This is a genomic window from Veillonella parvula, from assembly GCF_032550495.1.
In the GTDB taxonomy this organism is placed as follows: Bacteria; Bacillota; Negativicutes; order Veillonellales; family Veillonellaceae; genus Veillonella; species Veillonella parvula_G.
The window spans coordinates 228,732-247,310 of sequence record NZ_JAWFZJ010000003.1 but is presented as its reverse complement, the minus strand read 5'-3'; the positions used below and the strand labels follow the sequence as shown (position 1 = coordinate 247,310).

Here is an 18,579-nt window from a genome sequence, read left to right as displayed (position 1 = left end):
TGTATGTTGCTCATATCATTTAACGCATTAGATATAGCACTACACAAACTAATTGTAGCACTATACGAATTAGATATAGCGTTAAACGAAGTTTTTCGATATAATAAATTACTATACTGATTATTATTATATAGTAATATGACATTCTATGGCTAATTGTACAATATTTGACTCATCTGATTATATTTATTTATAATTAAGATAATATTTTATATTTTATTTACAATTAGCATGAATTCCTATATAATACAAGTTAGTATCTGTGTTATTTGTAAAATCATGTATTTAGGAGTAAATTATTATGAACAAAAAACATTTAGCAACTGCTTTTGCAGTGTTTGCAGCGACAACGATGTCTTTCTCTGCTTTTGCTGCAACTATTGATGCTAATGCACGCGCTTACGAACGTGCTTCAGCAGAACAATATTCTTATCCTGCACCACAAGCGGCTACACCAGCTTACCAAACTAGTTATGCCACAAGTGCACCACGCCCTGGCTACAAACCATTGCCAGCAGTGCCTTATACAGCAGGTGATATGGCTCAACAAATGCCTGTATCTAAAGAATTAGGTGATCCAATCTTTGTGGCACCACAAACAACAGCTGTAGGTCTTCAAATCATGGATCCTATCCCTACTGAAGCCCAACCTGTATACCAAGAAACTGTAAACTCCGTAACAGCTAATGGCAACGGCAGCTCCTACGTTTCTCGCTACAAAGCTAACCAATTAAACGCTTTCGACTTGTTGTTAAATGGTAAAACTTACACATATGACTTGCCTGCATACACTAACGGCTACCAAGTGAAAACTGCTAGCTCTTACAACCGTGCTGGCAACGGTGTTGCGAATGTATTCTCTACAAACGTAATCACTGAAGCAGTTGTAAACAACAACTCTTTGCGCATCACTGTAAACATGACTCAACCAACAGCTGTAGCAGCTGCTAAATTGCGTTCCATGCAACAAACTGGTCAAGTAGCAAGTGGTGAAGTAGCTGCATTGTTCGCTTACAATGAAAGCTATGATGGTGTAAAACAAGCGGCTCATTACGATATCTTCAACAATAACGGTCGTTACATCGTTGTTAAATCCGGTGCTGTAACTGTACCAAATGGTGCGCAACACCCTTACGCAACTGCATTATTCGCAGTAACTGAAGACACTGTAGCAGCTGTAACCGTATCTGGCAACACTGCTGAAGCTTCTGATTTAGTAAAAGGCACTGCATATGCAATCGCACAATCTGCTAAGGTATCCAATAACAAAGTATCTACTAAATCTAAAAAATAATTCGTACAAAAATTAAAGCTAAAAAGTAGCAAGGAAAGGCTGTACTCAAATGTAAAATTAATTACATTTTGAGTACAGCCTTTCTTTCTATATTGTAGTCTTTATTGAATATATAAAATCTCTCTCATTAAGCAATATTTCTTTATCAATACCTATATTTGTTTTTTTTAATTTGATAAATACGGCAAATTCAAGCATCCTAATAACCATTCTATATAAAGAGTCTAAGCCTTCTGTATCATTTTGTATCTCACCCTTCTGTCCTCCATATAAATATACTGGAAATCCGCTACCAACAACAATCATTCTATTCAGTAAAAAATTTTGAATTAACTGAGTAAAAACCGCAGAATGAGCATATCTTCGTCCTACAGCAATAATTCCTCCAATTTTATTAGTTAATGGACGCTCAAACCTTAAATATCCCACGCCTAAACGATCAATAAAAGATTGCATTAAACTGGGCATGCCAAATCCATGTACTGGAGTTGCATATATCAAACAGTCTGCCTCTTTCATTTTCTCATATACTTTTACTACATCATCATTCTGTCTACATGGTTCCGTTCGATAATTACAATTTTCTACATCCTCACAAGTATTACAAGATTTTACAGATAGCTCACGCAAATTTATCACGTCAAAAACCACATTATACTTTTTTGATACATTTATTAAAATCTCCTTCGCAATATTTATTGCAAATTCAGTATTACCATTAGTTCGTTCAGAACCATTGATAACAAGAAACTTTATTTTCATATGCGCCTCCATTATTTATATGATCTAGTTAAATAGGTAACGCTTAAAGTTACAATTATAGTGCCAATAATTTCATTTATAGTAATATTATGATTCAATACAATGACATCTAACACTAATGTTGAAATCGGTCCTAAAGCACTAATTATTGCAGTTTGTGTTGCACTAATAATTTTTACTCCATAAGATAAAAGATAAGAAGGGATTATTGAGCACATTAAAGCCAATAATACTAAATAAACCATCACGCTATCTTCAAACAAAAAACTAGTTGCAATATCTCTTGAAAAAATCATAAAAATAATAACTAAAGCTATAGTACTTATACACATATAAGCACTGGTAAAAACAGTTGCACCAATCATTCGAACGGCATGCTTACTATAAATTATGAATATAGCCCAAAAAATTGCGGACAGCAAAACTAATCCTCCACCAAGTAGAGTCTCTTTAATATTCCCTATTACAATTGGATTAAACATAAAAATTAGACCAATTACTGTCGAAAAAATTAAACCCATTTGAACTATCGTAATTTTAGAGTTTTCTTTAGATAGCAAAAAAACATATATTGGGAAAGTAAACAGAATAGCTCGTTCCAAAGATGCAGATATGAATAGCAATCCGATAAAATCTGCTATTGATGACAACAAATAGATGAAAGATCCGATTGCACCATATATCACTACCTTTTTAATTCCCCTATTTTCCCAATCTACATTCAGTAATGGAAATAAGAAAAAGGGTAATGAAATGATAGACCTATACATTAATATTATAATAGGAGTAATTTCGTTTAAATAAAGAAGTTTCGCAAAAATCGATTTCGTTGATAAAAAAATAGTTGCTAAAAATATTGCCAATAAGCCTATATTTTTTACTGACAAATTCATTCTACATACCTCTTTTTGAAATTTTGTAACATTTCTAATCCATTGATAGTACCTATACTTTCGGGATGAAACTGTATCCCCTCTATAGAATACTTCTTATGCCTAACTCCCATGATATAATGATCATCCATAGAATTCGAAGTTATAATTAGTTCATCATTATTAAAACCTTCTTTATCAATAATAAGAGAATGATATCGTGTTACTAAACAAGGAGAGTCAAAATGTTGAAATATACATTGTTGATCATTCGTTATTAAACTTTTCTTTCCATGTCGTAAGTTACATGCTTTAGAGATTTTACAGTCAAACGCTAAGCCAATCGCTTGATGTCCTAAGCAAACTCCCAATATAGGAATTTGGCCTTTGAATCTATGAATAATCTCAGTATAACCAGCATCTTTTGGATGACCTGGACCTGGTCCTAATAAAATCATATCAGGACTCAGTTCCTCGATTAAAGCTATATTAATTTCATTAATCCTATATACAATTGGATTCATATCTAGTTGCTTTAAATATTCAACTAATATATATACAAAGCTATCATATGCATCTACAACTAATGTTTTCATGTTATCCCCCTAAATCAATCTAAAAGTGATTTGCCAGTAATAGTAAGATATGTTGCAGCTAATTTATTTAATGTTTCATTCCATTCATTGCAAGGCTTTGAATCTGCAACAATACCAGCAGATGCCCGGATATGATAATTTCCTGCATAATATAACGCCGTCCTAATACAAAGCGCTAAAACAGCATCTCCATTTAATGTAATTTGACCTATAGCACCAGCATAAAGTCCTCTTTTATTATTCTCGTATTTTTCAATAAGCTTCATAGATTCAATTTTAGGTGTCCCTGTCATAGTTCCTGCTGGGAAAGTGGCTTTAATCACATCAAAAATATCATATACATCCTCTAAATCTATTTGTAAATCAGAAACCAAATGAAAAACATGTGAGTAAGTTTCTACAAAAAATTGCCGTGTCAACTCCAATGTTCCTTTAGAACAAACTTTAGCTAAATCATTTCTACATAAATCAATTAACATTAAATGTTCTGCGATTTCCTTCTCATCACATTTAAGTTTTTCAATAGCCATATTATCAAGTTCTTCATCATGAGTCCGCTTTGTAGTACCTGCAATTGGTCTCATTTCTATAGTACGACCATTTTTTCTTACAAATAGCTCTGGACTAGCACCAATTGAAAAAACACTATTTATAGGTGCAAAATACATATATGGGGAAGGATTAATTTCACGCAAACGCAAATATACATCAAATGGTCTTGTATTAGTACTAATAGATATTTCATGACCAATTTGAATTTGATAAATATCCCCATTAGCAATATGCTGCAAACACTCATTTGCAACCTCTAAGAATTCAGATTTACTCATACTGTCTTTTATAGTATTGACTGGATAAATTTCTGGTATTGGTAAATCATATTTTGTGTATCTTTGTAAAGTGCTTTCAATATTCACCCAATCGATAACAGGTTGTCCGGTAAACTTCAGTTCTTCATAAGTTATACTGTTATCATTTAAATTAAACTCAATGATTCCTCGATATAAGTCAAGCACTATATCAGGTATTTCATAATTACATACTCGGTTTAAGTCTGGTATATCCTCTATATATCGTATACTTTCATAAGAAATAAATGATAAAAAGCTTAATTTAGTATTACATTCTTCTTTATTAAATAATCCTGTAATAAAACTCAAAACATCAAATATATGCCCCTCTCGAACATATATTTCAAGTCCATCAATAATAACTGTATTTATAGCTTTTAAATTACTCTTAATATAATCTATCAAAGCACTATCACCCTGTAGATTTAAATAACTATCCTTTATAGATATTGACAACACCTTATCAAAACCTACATATGCAGAATTAACATCCTGAGACGGTCCCGCTAGCGATTCAAAAATATAGCAGTTATTAGCTCCATAAAGTTCCTGAATAGCCATATAACATTGAATCGCTTCACAAGTACACTTAATAAGGCCTCTTCCTATTCCAAACTCTAAATCTGTATTCATATAATACCTCCAACAATTAATAGATATTAACCTTTCCAATTTAGATCTAAATAATAAAAAACACATTTCATCCTAAACAGGACGAAATGTGTTCGCTATACCACCCATTATGTATACTTTCAAGTGCGGAAAAGTCAATATACCTTTCGATACTCTAGTCATATAACGGTGACAACCGTTCCAGCCTACTCGAAATACTTTCGGTGAACTCTCATGAGCCCATTCACTATACGCTAATCGCTGATCATCTCATCTCCATAGTGGTCATCAACTTGCTGTAGAATAGTTAGTATAGTTACTACTTCTCATTCAAAGATTTGAAATATTATTCACATGTGATTTAATTACATTATACATTAACTAACTATAATGTCAACTCACTTTTATAATTAATGTGTGTTTTTTTACTCATCATAATTCAAAAAAGTACATTTAGTCTGTATTCAATCCATCTTATTTTTTTAATTAATAAAACCTTTTAGAAGTATATCTAAATAGTATTATATGTAAATGATATATAGCAACCCTTTTTTATTATATTTATTCATTAATATACACAAAAAATTATATCAACTAAATACATTATATTTTGATAAACTCCATAAAGCACCTATGTATACATTCTAAATATTCTATCTAACCGATTTGTAAAAATACCTTCAATGCGGTTTGTGACATTAATCGATAACCGCGCTCGTTGGGGTGTACCTCTCCGGCAAAGACAATTTGTCCAATTTGATCCGCTTCAAACAAGGTGGTATAAAAATCTATGACCTTAATATTACGTGCCTCTGCATAGGCTTTTAGCTGTTCATTAACCTCTCGTACAACCAGATTTAATCCATCCATATCGCTATCAATTTGAGTTTCTAAACCGATGATTACCATCCCTTTTGTACTAGCCAGCTCAATAGCTTTCACCAAAGTCTTGTACACATAGGTACTATCTCGACCTTGTAAAATATCGTTAGTGCCACACATCAAGAAAATATGACGTGTTGGATCAGTTGTAGCCGTAATTGCCCAATTTTCAATATTATAAATCATACCCTGTACGGAGCAGCCATCTTCACCATAATTTGTAAAATTAGCACCTTCTATGGATGCATCACAGATTTCGACCCAACCCTGTCCATAAGGTACATCATAGCCACGCGTAATACTATCGCCAAAACAGATGATTTCCATTTACATCCCTCCTGTAATATGACTCAATCATATAATAAAAGAACACCATACACAATATACATATTAATTACAAAAAGGACCCGTTTTGAACTGCCCTCCAATTAGGCGCAATTTTTAGAAGGGCAGTTCATTTACGGATCCTTTTATATTATTTAAGACGAATGAAAAACAATGCGCATGCACCGATAATAGGGGCAATGGCGATAGACATCAAGGACATTTGGTAACTGCCCGTCATAACGAGGACATTGCCCAAGAGCAGTGGTGCCAAGAGAGCCCCAATTTGATTAAACAAGTTTACAAAGCCCGCTGTAGTGCCGCGTAAATGAGGTGCTGCCGATTGAACTACAAGAGCATTAGTCAACGCACTATGCATGAAGGCACCTATACCGAGGATTGGACCTGTTACAAAGAGCATATTTGGATTTGCCGTACTTGCAAACAAGATTAAAGCGGGCGCAAATAAGAACATAACGAGCGCCGCTAAATGGTTCTTCTTAATTGGCAAAATATCAGATAAAATACCAATTGTTGGTTTCGCAATTAGTGCCGCCGTACCGAACACGCTCATGACTTGGCCTGCATAGATAGCAGTTACGCCTAATTGTTTAACCATGTACAAGTTCGCCCATTGCGTTACGCCCCAAGTCGTACCTGTTGCGAAGAAGCCTGCAATTGCCAAGCAACGAATGTTACGGTTGGAAATGATGTGCTTCAAGTTTTCTACTAAAGACGTTTGGCCTACGCCAAGTTTAGCAGCCGCTGCAGAAGCCTCGGCTTCTCGTTGTGCTAGGATTTCTGCACTTGGCTTACGCACTGTGAAGTAACATAACACGAGTACTGCCAATGGCAAGATGGCTGTAGCAAGGAATGCCGTTTGCCAACCGTAATGTGTAGCTACATATGGAGCGTAAAGGTTTACCGTAGTAATACCAAAGGACGTACAGCTCATAAAGATACCTACGGCCGCACCCCGTTGATTCGGACCGAAGTGATCTCCGATAGCACTCAAGCAAGAAGCTTGTACAGGACCAGACATAACGCCTAATAAGAAACGCAAACCCCAAGCCATGGTATAGTCTGTAATGGTACTCATCAAAGCCGTTACAGCGGCCATACCGATCAAACTAAACAAGATGGTGCGTCTGTAACCGATTTTATCGGCTAAGATGCCGCCTGGTAATACCGTTAACGCATAACCAAAGTAAAAGGCCGAAATATGTTGAGCCCCCATCTTAGCTGTGAAATGCAACGCCTCATTGAGGATAGGCATAACAGATGCCCAGGACAAGCGCATAACAAAGCTCAACAAGAACGTGAGCCACACACTAAGGAGAATTAAAATCTGAGTTCGCGAGAAACTAAGTCGATTCATACGAGCTCCTTTCTACAGAAAACCTAATAAATATATCGATAGCATATCATAGTGGACAAATATTGAAAAGGACATCTATTATTAGATGTCCTAAACTATTGATTATGCTATTATATTTTTGAGGGCGTAGAAAGGTCTATTTATGACTAACAATAAGTCAAAAAAAATTTTCATCGAAGAAAGCACTAATATAAATAAATTAATAGAGACTAGAGGCGGTAATCTTCAAAATATAAATAAACCGCCAATAAGTGCAGCAGATGAACTATCTAACTATATAAATAAATTACCTAAAAAGAAAAAATAATTACTCATCTTGGGTTACTGGTATTCTGACATCGTATTCTTTAATCATAATACCTAGTCTTCCATCATAGTAAATATGCTTATACGGAATTTTCCCTAATCGTTCTTCTAATTCAATAAACTGATCCTCACAGGGTTCAATTCCTAATTCCTTATATTTTTCTACACAGTTATTTAAACGCCCTCTACATATAAGCTTGTCATCTTTATAAAGTTCGATATAATGACGATATTTCCTATCATTAAAATATGTATCAAATATACTTTGATTTAGCGTGACCGCAGTTTTCTGCGAACCTCTAGCTTTATTTATCCAATATGTATACCACTCATTCAAGCGATACGTGATTAAACCTAGTATAGTAGCTACTATTAAAACTAATCCAATATACTTGGCAATAAATTCTAAATTATTTGCATATACTTGTACATCAGTAGCTTGTAGAGTTGAGTAATTAAAACAAAGCCCATGAATAGATACAAGCATAATAGATGCTGCAACAATTGAAATAATTCCACTAAACATCAAGCAATATAATGTTTCCTCGAACGTGCTTAAATCATCACGTACGTCATTTGTATGTTTATAGATTTTTCTAGCAATATAACCTGGAACAATAAGTAATAAAATAGCTAACTGATTTTCCATAGTCTCACCTCTTTATTCCACTATATCATGATTATCTTTATTTCGCATCAGAGAACATTTAGTATTCTGTAATATATAAAAAACTGTATCACATTTGATCTGCACCCATTTTCTTGGACAGATATAATTAAGCTACTTTTTGGGAATGAGTTCGGTATTCTACCGAACTCATTCCTTTTAATTGTATGCCTATTCGGCATACAAAAAACGCCCCCATTACACACTGCATGCACAATGGGGGCAAATTATTTTATTCTTTTGGGGGCAAAATGGTGGCAAAATTGTGTTATAGTTCGTTACAATTCGTTATAATTTCAATTCTATAATACTATTATAAACCTTTATTCTTACTATGTTTGTTATAGTTCGTCACGATTTGTTATAATCTGTGATTGTTATATTTATTGGTGGCGGAGAGGGTGGGATTCGAACCCACGGCCCCTTGCGGAGTCACTGGTTTTCAAGACCAGCTCCTTAAACCACTCGGACACCTCTCCATAACGGTACTATTATATCAAATTGGTCTAATAATAAGCAACAACGTAATACGTAAATAAGCAATAATATAATACATAAGCAAGCAAAAAAGCTGACTTACAGCCAGCTTTTTCATTTGTATTTAACATTTAGTATTGCCCTAATCTATTAGTTATTTGTCATATATATTAGAATAGGTCTTTTTTCCACATGCCGATGATAGCAATGATAGAACACACCACGGAAATACCTACTACTTCGTAGAATCCATTCGGATCATCCTGGAACGGCAACGCCACATTCGTTCCCCACAGACTGAATATGATTGTGGGCACTGCCAAAGTAATCGTAAGGGCCGCCAACATTTTCATCACCATATTAAGGTTATTTGAGATAATCGATGTAAAGGCGTTCATCATATTCATCAAGATATTAGAATACATTTCAACCATCTCGATGGCCTGTTTATTCTCGATGATAACGTCTTCCAAAAGATCCTCATCCTCTTCATACATTTTAAGCAAATGTCTATAAGTGCTGTGACCACGCAAGCGCAATAGGCGTTCCATAACAGTTCCATTCGTACGCAACGCAGAGGTAAAGTATGTCATGGATTTCTGTAATTCCAATAGTTGGAAGAAGTCTTTATTCTTCGTCGTATGACGCAACTGAACTTCAATATCGTCGGTACGGCGGTTAATTTGTTGTAAGTAACGCAAGAACAACGTCGCTGTACGGTACAAGATTTGGAACAAGAATCGTGTCTTTTTATACGTATAGAACGTAGACAGTTGGTTTGAAATGAACGGATACAACACCTCGGACTCTTCAAGACATACGGTAATAAAAAAGTCAGGCGTCAAAAAGATACCAAGTGGCACCGTATCGTACATATCATTACCACGAATCGCAGGAATGTTGATAACCACAAAAATATAGTTGTCCTCTAACTCCACGTGAGAACGTTCTTCCATATCGAGGGCGGTCTTTAAAACGTCCGTTGGAATTTCCGTCAAAATGTTGATGAGGGACAACTCATCGGGGTCTGGGTTCACCAAATTTACCCAAGAACCTTTTGTGGCATCTGATACAGTGCAGTCTGAAACCAACTCTTCTTCTATGTGTTTGTACACCGTGATCATGCTATCCCTCCTTCCAACGAACATATAGTAATCATCTAATAAATTATATACTATTTTATAGCTATTATTCAATTCAATTGTGAAAGTTTTGTTTATGTAGTATATACATAAACCACTTTATGTCTATTAACAATGCACAATTGTATATGTTAAAAGCATCTCAAAACATCCTTTTATCAAATCTACCAAAAAATCTAGCGAGCACATAGATTAATAAAGCTGCTAAACTAAAAAATCCACCAAAAGATTAAACCACTAAAACTTACAGTGAGTAAGTATGCAAACAAATAATCAGCAATATATCATTAGGTTAAATCTTATAAAAATAACCTCTATACTAGCTTATCGCTAATATAGAGGTTATTTGTTTTATCCTACTCTGTCAAATCAGAATCATGTCATTTGTTATATTTCTGCATTAATCTATAAGATTACTTTCACCAAATTAACGGCGCAAGATACGAACAGAGTTCAAGATACAAAGGATGGATACGCCAGTATCACCAAATACTGCCCACCACATGGATGCATAGCCCATGAGGCCAAGCGCCATGATAAGGATTTTTACAGCAATAGCGAATACTACGTTTTGCCATGCTACACGCAATGTCGCTTTGGACAAGTCAAGGATATGTGCAATAGCAGTCAAGGACGGACGCATAAACACAACGTCTGCCGCTTCGATAGCCGCATCAGCACCGCTACCCATCGCACCACCTACATCAGCACCAGCAAGTACTGGAGCATCGTTGATACCGTCCCCTACGAACATAGTTGGACCATATTCAGAGCGAATATCTTGTACTACGGACAATTTATCTTGAGGCAACAACTGAGCACGTACAGCACTTACGCCAGTTTCTTTAGCGATGTAATTTGCACTTGCTTCAGCATCACCTGTAAGCATAACAGTTTTAATATCTTGACCATTAAGATTAGCAATCGCTTCAGCAGAGTCTGGGCGAGCTTCATCGGCGATGATGATACGACCTAAGTATGTATTACCTTCTGCCACAAGAACTTCTGTGCCATATTCAGCAGCCTCTGTTGGATAGCCTTGCACATTATAGCGTTCCATAAGGCGACGGTTACCAATAAGTACTTGTTGACCATCTGCCATACCTACCATACCTTCACCAGCTAACTCTTGAACGAAATCAGAAGGTTCCACTGTAAGGCCTTGATCTTTTGCTTCAGACACGATGCTTGTTGCGATTGGATGTGTAGAAACGGCTTCGATAGCTGCCGCCATGGATAACAATTGACTGGAACTTACATGAGAGCCTACAGTTTCTACGCTGTGAACTTTGAACTCACCAGATGTGATAGTACCAGTTTTATCAAGAGCTACTGCTTTCACATTAGCCAACGCCTCGATAACTCGACCACCTTTTAATAAGATACCGTGTTTAGACGCATTGCCGATACCGGAGAAGAATGCAAGTGGCACGCTAAGCACCAATGCACATGGGCAAGAAATAACGAGGAATGTTAAGGCTGTGTAGATCCATTTATGCCATTCACCTGTAATAAGGGATGGGATAATAGCAACAGCAAGAGCAAGGAATACAACGATTGGAGTGTACACGCGAGCAAAACGCGTAATGAAGCGGTCGATTTTAGGTTTAGAAGATGCTGCATTTTCAACGGCATCAAGGATTTTAGTAACCATGGATTCTTCAAGAACCTTATCTACACGCATTGTAATGCGACCAGATTCGTTGATACAACCAGACATAAGTTGAGTGCCAGGTACGGCGCGAACAGGAACAGGCTCACCTGTTACAGGTGCTGTATTAACGCGTGTTTCACCTTCAAGCACTGTGCCGTCTAGAGGAATTAAATCGCCAGGACGAACTTCGATAGTCCAGCCTACTTCAACCTTTTCAGGAGCCATAACTACGATTTCACCACCGCAGTCTGTATCTACAACGCGCACCTCTTGTGGACGCATATCAACAGCATTCATAATTTCTGTACGACTACGATCAGTAGCTTTTTCTTCGAAGAACTCACCGATACGGTAGAACAAGATAACGCCTACGGCTTCAGGCAATGCATCGATAGCAATAGCGCCCAATGTAGCGATAGACATCAAGAAGTTCTCGTCGAACACTTGGCCTTTTAAGATATTGCGACCTGCGATACGCAATACTGGGAATGCAAGAAGAATATACGCAACATAGTAAATTGGAGTCTCAATACTCTCTGGCAAGCTGATGGATGGGATAAAGGATGACAAAACATCATAAATCATGAATAACAAGCCTGCTACGATGACTGCAATTGTTACAGCATCACCACCACGATCCTGGTCAGGACCATGATCATCCATAGCCGCTTTAGATTTACGTTCATAATCTGCTACTGTAACGCCCTCTTCGATGGCATCACAAATGTCTTGAATGTCACGTTTAAGAGCTTCACGGTCTTCCCAAGAGCCGGTTAATTTTAATTGATGTGTAGCAAGTGTGAAATTTGCAGTCTCTACCACATCCATTTTACAGATACGATCTTCAATTTTTGCTGCGCAGTTCGGACAGTTCAAATTCTTCAACAACAATGTTTCTTCCATGATATCTCCTTTGATAATAGTGAACGCTTCTATCCTGTATTGTAAGTTAATAGGTAATATTTTTCTAATACTTATTAGACATATCTTGTTTCATATCTTGTTATATATGTTCCTAAACATTATTCATCAGATATTTTTATTTATATGAATATCTGTGCATATGTTTATATTACATCAAAGGAGATTAAATGTCAATACAAAATCATATTCAATATATATCAAATTTTATTTACTTTAGTTCTAACTATATTCACCTTATATCAAATTTCGTTCTACCAGGAATTTATGTGCTACATCAGCTGGCAATTGATGTTCCGTTTCAACGGCATAATTCATCTTTGCCATCTCTTGATCTGTAATCGTATGATTTAAACTTTCTAATACAGGCCGCAGTTCAGGATGAGCAATCAACACTTCGCTACGTACGACATTACCAGCCATATAGGATGGATATAAATGTTTATCATCTTGTAACACCGTAATCGGTGCAATACTTAATTGACCATCAGTCGTGAATATCGGCATTGCATCCACCTCACCACGACTAATAGCCGTATATTTTAGCCCTATATCCATATCTTTAGTAGCTTTAAAGTTCATGCCATACACACGTTGTAATCCAGCATAGCCATCCTCACGGCCAAAGAAATCATATTCCCCTCCTAAGGTTAGGGATGGTGCTATACGAGCAAGATCGGAATATGTTTTTACGCCATAACTCTGAGCGATTTCATTACGCACCCCTATGCCATAGGTATTATTAAAGCCATACATGCCGACCCACTCAAAATTATATTCCTCTTTGTAGGCCTGTGAAAGCTCATTAAATAGGCTTTCATCATACGCATCCGTACGTTTCAGCACAGCAGACCAAGCCGTACCAGTATATTCAGGATATATATCAAATTGGCCGGAAAGCATAGCTGGTTGAATATTTGATGTACCACCGCCTACACCTTCTGTAACCTCTACGGTTAAATCAGTCTTCTTCTCGATTAATTCTTTTAAAACATTCCCCAAAATAAGCTGTTCCGTCATAGGTTTCGTTGCAATATGAATAACATCGGTCTTCACATGACGGCAATACATAGCCCAGCCACCTATACCCATTGCAATTAGCGTCATAATCGAAACAAATATAATCGTATAACGCTTCATATGAGGGCTAATACGCGTTACTCTTTCACCTAGAGAAAAGAGCGCATCAACAGTAATGGCTAATAGTGCAATCAGTAGACTACCGGCAATCGTCAAAGCACTTTGATTCGTTGTAATGCCCCTATAAATCGCCACACCTAAACCACCAGCACCAATAAAGGATGCAATACCTGTCAAGGCAATGGTCATAACGAGCATAGTCCGTATACCAGCCATAATCGTCGGCATAGCCAAAGGAATCTCTATATTCCACAAACGTTGAATCCGCGTGAGCCCTAATGCAATCCCCGCTTCACACATGGCTTGATCAATCTGGTTAAGACCAGTAAATGTATTTCGTACTATCGGTAATAAAGCATATATAACCAATGCAATGATAGCCGTCGTATTACCAACACCTGATACGTACAACAAAAGGCCTAACATCGATATAGATGGAATTGTATATAGGAAATTAACCACTACCATAACTGGCGCAGCTAGCCGTTTATATTCGTATATAAACACACCCAATAATCCACCGATGATGATCGCAACAACAGAAGCTAATACTGAAATTTCTATATGCTCCCATAATAGCTGGAGGAAAAAATCATAGCGATTTATAAGTAATGATATGACATCATGCATTACATACACCGCCTTTCTAAGTCAAAAAACACGAAAAATTATATAGGTATATTAGAGTCAACAAAACTCAAGAAATCTTTATAAAGCTATATTTACCCATGATACTATTGTATACCTAATTATTTCTTAACTCTAGTCTATTTACCATACACAGTAAAAGCCATCATTTATATTTATATATCATACAAGTTCAGCTCTTTAATATATCTGAAAGGAATAACAGTTCCTTGTACAGATAGAATTTGTAATTGCTCACTAATCATATCAACAGCTCCTATAAGTTCCGTATATTTTCGTTTGTTGTAGTAAACGATTCGTACCCACTCCCCACAACGTACAGATTGTAAAACTGTATTTAACTCGTCTATTTGATCCTCTGATAACTCTGCCCGATTTTCTTTTGGCTTTGCTACAGCGGCTAATAACGCTTCAAATCCCCTCAATGCCGCAAAGGGCATAAATTGTTTTGCTCGCTGTAACCGAGACATGCGATGTTTCATTAATTTATACCTCCCCTTACGCGACTAATGTATTTCCAATGTATCCATTATAATATCTATTCCCCATTATGACCGCCTACCAAGGTATTTCTAAAGCGCATGGTTCCTTCCTCTTGTAAGCTCGATGCACGCAAAATAGAATTCTTACCAAACTGTTTCTTAATGGATAGCATAGCCTCTTGTACCTGTCGCTCTTTTTCCTCTTCATTTGTAGTAAGAGTGCTAAATAGGTCCACCTCTTGAGGTATGGCGGATCGATTGACTAAATCCTCAAAGCTGATTCCTATGCGACGGATGAGCTCATTTTTACGGCAATGCTGCTCGTATAATTTAATAACTGCCGCCGTTAACACCTGCAAAGAGTCAGTGTACTGCTTAAGCTTTTTAGAACCTCCTGTAGAGCGCATCATTTCATCAGCATAGCCGATATGAACGTGAATATGGTTCGTAACCCCTTTGATTTGTAAAAGCTCTAATACCAAGGACTCTACCATTTCGCGCATAGGCACGTATGCCTCTTCATAGGTATAATTACGCAACAAAATCTGACTGTGCGAGATAGAGTGCTTAATAGGTCGATACGCATGGATATCCGCAATCGTACAAGGCTCACGGCCCCAAGCATGGTCAATGATGAGCTCTGCATTAATGCCAAACTCCTTGTACAACTTCGTCTCTGGAATCATAGTAATACCATGTAAGTCATAAGCACCATACTTATGCAAACGATTAGCTATGCCCTTACCAATCTGCCATATATCGGTCAAAGGCTGATGATACCAGATTGTCTCTTTAAAAAGGCTTTCATCAAGATAGCCTATAAAATCAGACGCATGTTTCGCCAAAATATCAAGGGCAATCTTAGCAAGAAACAAATTTGTTCCGATTCCAACGGTGGCATAAATCTTCGTTGCCACTAGCACCGCATCAAGCAACATCTGCGCCAACTGACGAGGCGTCTTTTTATATAGTGGTAAATAGGGCGTAATATCGATGAAATACTCGTCGATAGAGTACACATGCACATCTTCGGGCGCCACATACTTGAGCAAGGTTCCATAAATCTCAGCAGACACCTGCATATACCGCTTCATATGTGGCTTCACCGTCAAATACTCAATATACGGTGGAATCTGAAATAATCGGCTGCGATTTTTAACACCTAACTTTTTTAAGGCAGGAGAAATAGCCAACGTAATAGCCCCCTTGCCACGAGAACCATCGGCCACCACCAGAGGCGTCATAAACGGATCCAGTCCTAAATCGGCGCATTCTACAGACGCGTAAAAACACTTCAAATCAATACACATATACAGCCGATCCGTATCAGCTGAACCCATACAAACACCTCCCTAAACCGCTAAACAAGTAGCTTTTACAAAAATTAAGAACACAAGAATTTGTATGACTAGTATAACAAAAAAACAAAGTATTTTCAAACATATGTTTGTTTTTATAGAGGTAATTTTATAGAAAAATAAAAAGCACCTAACACTAGATATATAATCTAATGTTAGATGCCTATATGTTTAACAAACTATTAAAGATAGCTAATTTATTTCTATCAAAACAAACTTAATAACACTAATCCCCCTAATACAATTGAAACAGCGCCATACTCAATAGTTATCGTCACATTACCTATACTTACTTCTCCATTTTTTGCAAGCACACCTGTCGGACTAAATTGAACCATAGGTCCACTGGTTGGTGCAAAAGGAATATAAAACTCTACACTCTCAGCAGTATGAGTTTCACCATTCAAAATATACTTAATATCATAACCATAAATATATCTATCCGCACCAATCACTCTAAATGGTATTTCCTTTGTAACTCGTGGAAGTATAGACACAATCGTTACTGGAGTTCCATTGCGACGTAATAAAAAACGTTTGATAATTAAATACAACCCACTAATTATTAACCCAAGAGCCACACAAAAGAAGTAAAACACAAAAAACTCAGTACCTCTAACCATCATACGCTCCTCTCCCAACAATACAACGAAAACTATCTAGTGCCACTATATTGATGGGACACCTTCATAACTACAGTGATAAAAAGAAAGGACTATACTTATGCAGCGACATCAGGTCACGAGGAGCAAAGAAGTATAGTCCTTTCTTTTTAATCAAAATGTAGCTATGTTATGGGGCCCCATCAATATAGTCCCCCCACGATAGCTTTCATTATTGTTCCGGCCCTAGGTCTCGGAATTCTACATCTCTAAATTGTGTTAATTCTCCAACGAATTGGAGTTCTACGGTACCGACGGAGCCATTACGGTGTTTACGAATGAGGACTTCTGCATTGTCCCCTTTTTCAGAGTTTTCATCGTAATATTTATCGCGGTACAAGAAGATAACGATATCCGCATCTTGTTCGAGGGAACCAGATTCACGAAGGTCCGAAAGTACAGGCCGTTTATCTGGTCTGCTTTCAACACTACGAGATAACTGAGACAAAGCGATAACTGGTACGTTAAATTCACGAGCAATCAATTTAAGATTACGAGAGATTTCGGATACCTCTTGTTGACGGTTCTCGCTGCCCTTACCAGCATTGCGACCTTGCATCAACTGAATATAATCGACGATAACGAGGTCGAGGCCATGTTCCACCTTGAGACGGCGCAATTTAGAGCGCATATCTTGTACGGTAAGGCCCGGCGTATCATCGATAAAGAGTTTAGATTTACTCATGCGATCCGCCGCAGCAATCACCTTTTCCCAGTCAGCAGGATCCATGTTCGCACGGCGCAATTTTTCAGAGCTCACACCTGCCACGGAGGACAAAATACGACCAACGAGCTGTTCCTTGCCCATTTCCAGCGAAAAGAACGCCACCGTCTTGTCGTACAACATCGTTACGTTTTGAGCGATGTTCAAGGTGAAAGCTGTTTTCCCCATCGCAGGACGAGCTGCTACGAGGATGAGGTCAGATTTTTGTAAGCCGTTAAAAATATGGTCTACATCTTTAAAGCCTGTTGGCACGCCTGTAATAGCACCATCATGCTGTTGCAGTGCATTGAGTTTATCTAGATTAGATAAAACCACTTCACCAATGGCTGCAAAGGATGATTCAGACTGAGTTTGACCGCTTACGTCTAGCACCATTTGCTCTGCCTTATTAAGGATTGCCGTAGGCTCATCTTCGCCAGCATACGTCATGCCTACGATTTTATTCCCTGCATCGATGAGGCGGCGCAACTGAGCTTTCTCGCTGATGATTTTCGCATGTTCCTCAACATTGTAGGACACCGATTCATTGGCAAGAGATGTAATATAAGCAAGACCACCTACCGCATCGAGGCGCTTACGACGGTCTAGTTCTTCACCAACGGTGATAAAATCAGCCGTCTTATTGGCATGCACGATTTCTAAAATAGCATCGTAAATAATACGATGTGCATCGCGGTAAAAATCTTCAGATTTAAGAATACTCGTCACCGTATCTACAACGGCTCCCATATTGGATCCATTAGTTAATAAAGCCCCCAAAACGGCCTTTTCCGCATCTAGATTATGCGGTGGAATGCGTACATCCATGATAATCCCCTTCACACAAC

At 37.3% G+C, this 18,579-nt stretch carries 16 protein-coding genes, 1 tRNA gene and 1 other annotated feature; of the genes, 2 read left to right on the top strand and 15 right to left on the bottom strand.

Annotated features, from left to right (window positions below; translation table 11 throughout):
- Window positions 1-301: 301 nt before the first annotated feature.
- Window positions 302-1,294, top strand: coding sequence for a hypothetical protein (locus E6X37_RS07520; protein ID WP_287550321.1), 993 nt, complete (start codon window positions 302-304; stop codon window positions 1,292-1,294).
- A gap of 87 nt (window positions 1,295-1,381) precedes the next feature.
- On the opposite strand, the gene E6X37_RS07515 is transcribed toward E6X37_RS07520, so the two are convergent.
- From E6X37_RS07515 to E6X37_RS07490, 6 genes are all read right to left on the bottom strand, one after another.
- A complete protein-coding gene (locus E6X37_RS07515; protein ID WP_287550319.1) occupies window positions 1,382-2,056 on the bottom strand; it encodes a flavodoxin family protein in 675 nt (224 codons plus the stop codon).
- Between the two features lie 11 nt (window positions 2,057-2,067).
- Complete coding sequence (locus E6X37_RS07510; protein WP_287550317.1) at window positions 2,068-2,949, bottom strand: DMT family transporter; 882 nt, start codon at window positions 2,947-2,949, stop codon at window positions 2,068-2,070.
- On the bottom strand, window positions 2,946-3,524 hold the full coding sequence (locus E6X37_RS07505) for an anthranilate synthase component II (RefSeq protein WP_287550315.1): 579 nt from the start codon (window positions 3,522-3,524) through the stop codon (window positions 2,946-2,948). The genes E6X37_RS07510 and E6X37_RS07505 overlap by 4 nt, the downstream gene beginning before the upstream one ends.
- A gap of 14 nt (window positions 3,525-3,538) precedes the next feature.
- Window positions 3,539-5,008 carry an anthranilate synthase component I family protein gene (locus tag E6X37_RS07500; protein ID WP_316101772.1) on the bottom strand — a complete coding sequence of 490 codons (1,470 nt, stop codon included), beginning with the start codon at window positions 5,006-5,008 and terminating at the stop codon, window positions 3,539-3,541.
- A 74-nt stretch (window positions 5,009-5,082) separates the two neighbouring features.
- Window positions 5,083-5,330 (bottom strand) — a binding site (T-box leader).
- 314 nt (window positions 5,331-5,644) lie between these two features.
- Window positions 5,645-6,196 (bottom strand): SGNH/GDSL hydrolase family protein, encoded by a 552-nt coding sequence (locus tag E6X37_RS07495; protein ID WP_287550554.1) that lies wholly within the window; start codon window positions 6,194-6,196, stop codon window positions 5,645-5,647.
- Between the two features lie 148 nt (window positions 6,197-6,344).
- The gene (locus E6X37_RS07490; protein WP_287550553.1) at window positions 6,345-7,571 is read right to left on the bottom strand and encodes an MFS transporter; all 1,227 of its coding nucleotides are present in this window, start codon (window positions 7,569-7,571) and stop codon (window positions 6,345-6,347) included.
- 142 nt (window positions 7,572-7,713) lie between these two features.
- Between E6X37_RS07490 and E6X37_RS07485 the strand changes: the two genes are divergently transcribed.
- The gene (locus tag E6X37_RS07485; protein ID WP_287550552.1) at window positions 7,714-7,878 is read left to right on the top strand and encodes a hypothetical protein; all 165 of its coding nucleotides are present in this window, start codon (window positions 7,714-7,716) and stop codon (window positions 7,876-7,878) included.
- Here the strand turns inward: E6X37_RS07485 and E6X37_RS07480 are convergent, their stop codons facing one another.
- The 9 genes from E6X37_RS07480 to dnaB form a co-directional block, all read right to left on the bottom strand.
- Window positions 7,879-8,526, bottom strand: a complete 648-nt coding sequence (locus tag E6X37_RS07480; RefSeq protein ID WP_287550551.1) for a DUF6338 family protein — start codon at window positions 8,524-8,526, stop codon at window positions 7,879-7,881. It abuts the gene before it with no gap.
- A gap of 408 nt (window positions 8,527-8,934) precedes the next feature.
- Window positions 8,935-9,023 (bottom strand) — tRNA-Ser (locus E6X37_RS07475).
- 168 nt (window positions 9,024-9,191) lie between these two features.
- Window positions 9,192-10,145 carry a magnesium transporter CorA family protein gene (locus tag E6X37_RS07470; RefSeq protein ID WP_004694714.1) on the bottom strand — a complete coding sequence of 318 codons (954 nt, stop codon included), beginning with the start codon at window positions 10,143-10,145 and terminating at the stop codon, window positions 9,192-9,194.
- Window positions 10,146-10,590: 445 nt separating this feature from the next.
- Window positions 10,591-12,720 carry a heavy metal translocating P-type ATPase gene (locus tag E6X37_RS07465; protein WP_287550550.1) on the bottom strand — a complete coding sequence of 710 codons (2,130 nt, stop codon included), beginning with the start codon at window positions 12,718-12,720 and terminating at the stop codon, window positions 10,591-10,593.
- Between the two features lie 255 nt (window positions 12,721-12,975).
- Window positions 12,976-14,508 (bottom strand): ABC transporter permease/substrate-binding protein, encoded by a 1,533-nt coding sequence (locus E6X37_RS07460; RefSeq protein WP_316689714.1) that lies wholly within the window; start codon window positions 14,506-14,508, stop codon window positions 12,976-12,978.
- A 173-nt stretch (window positions 14,509-14,681) separates the two neighbouring features.
- Window positions 14,682-15,008: a YolD-like family protein gene (locus E6X37_RS07455; RefSeq protein WP_004694706.1), complete on the bottom strand. Its 327-nt coding sequence runs from the start codon at window positions 15,006-15,008 to the stop codon at window positions 14,682-14,684.
- Between the two features lie 56 nt (window positions 15,009-15,064).
- Window positions 15,065-16,348 (bottom strand): Y-family DNA polymerase, encoded by a 1,284-nt coding sequence (locus E6X37_RS07450; protein WP_004694705.1) that lies wholly within the window; start codon window positions 16,346-16,348, stop codon window positions 15,065-15,067.
- A 224-nt stretch (window positions 16,349-16,572) separates the two neighbouring features.
- The gene (locus tag E6X37_RS07445; RefSeq protein WP_287550548.1) at window positions 16,573-16,992 is read right to left on the bottom strand and encodes a hypothetical protein; all 420 of its coding nucleotides are present in this window, start codon (window positions 16,990-16,992) and stop codon (window positions 16,573-16,575) included.
- A gap of 208 nt (window positions 16,993-17,200) precedes the next feature.
- Window positions 17,201-18,559 carry a replicative DNA helicase gene (dnaB, locus tag E6X37_RS07440; protein WP_004694701.1) on the bottom strand — a complete coding sequence of 453 codons (1,359 nt, stop codon included), beginning with the start codon at window positions 18,557-18,559 and terminating at the stop codon, window positions 17,201-17,203.
- Window positions 18,560-18,579: the final 20 nt, after the last annotated feature.

Excerpts from the sequence above, each read along its gene's own strand:
- E6X37_RS07520 (WP_287550321.1), top strand. The coding sequence starts at position 302 with ATGAACAAAAAACATTTAGCAACTGCTTTTGCAGTGTTTGCAGCGACA.
- E6X37_RS07515 (WP_287550319.1), bottom strand. The coding sequence starts at position 2,056 with ATGAAAATAAAGTTTCTTGTTATCAATGGTTCTGAACGAACTAATGGT.
- E6X37_RS07510 (WP_287550317.1), bottom strand. The coding sequence starts at position 2,949 with ATGAATTTGTCAGTAAAAAATATAGGCTTATTGGCAATATTTTTAGCA.
- E6X37_RS07505 (WP_287550315.1), bottom strand. The coding sequence starts at position 3,524 with ATGAAAACATTAGTTGTAGATGCATATGATAGCTTTGTATATATATTA.
- E6X37_RS07500 (WP_316101772.1), bottom strand. The coding sequence starts at position 5,008 with ATGAATACAGATTTAGAGTTTGGAATAGGAAGAGGCCTTATTAAGTGT.
- E6X37_RS07495 (WP_287550554.1), bottom strand. The coding sequence starts at position 6,196 with ATGGAAATCATCTGTTTTGGCGATAGTATTACGCGTGGCTATGATGTA.
- E6X37_RS07490 (WP_287550553.1), bottom strand. The coding sequence starts at position 7,571 with ATGAATCGACTTAGTTTCTCGCGAACTCAGATTTTAATTCTCCTTAGT.
- E6X37_RS07485 (WP_287550552.1), top strand. The coding sequence starts at position 7,714 with ATGACTAACAATAAGTCAAAAAAAATTTTCATCGAAGAAAGCACTAAT.
- E6X37_RS07480 (WP_287550551.1), bottom strand. The coding sequence starts at position 8,526 with ATGGAAAATCAGTTAGCTATTTTATTACTTATTGTTCCAGGTTATATT.
- E6X37_RS07470 (WP_004694714.1), bottom strand. The coding sequence starts at position 10,145 with ATGATCACGGTGTACAAACACATAGAAGAAGAGTTGGTTTCAGACTGC.
- E6X37_RS07465 (WP_287550550.1), bottom strand. The coding sequence starts at position 12,720 with ATGGAAGAAACATTGTTGTTGAAGAATTTGAACTGTCCGAACTGCGCA.
- E6X37_RS07460 (WP_316689714.1), bottom strand. The coding sequence starts at position 14,508 with ATGCATGATGTCATATCATTACTTATAAATCGCTATGATTTTTTCCTC.
- E6X37_RS07455 (WP_004694706.1), bottom strand. The coding sequence starts at position 15,008 with ATGAAACATCGCATGTCTCGGTTACAGCGAGCAAAACAATTTATGCCC.
- E6X37_RS07450 (WP_004694705.1), bottom strand. The coding sequence starts at position 16,348 with ATGGGTTCAGCTGATACGGATCGGCTGTATATGTGTATTGATTTGAAG.
- E6X37_RS07445 (WP_287550548.1), bottom strand. The coding sequence starts at position 16,992 with ATGATGGTTAGAGGTACTGAGTTTTTTGTGTTTTACTTCTTTTGTGTG.
- dnaB (WP_004694701.1), bottom strand. The coding sequence starts at position 18,559 with ATGGATGTACGCATTCCACCGCATAATCTAGATGCGGAAAAGGCCGTT.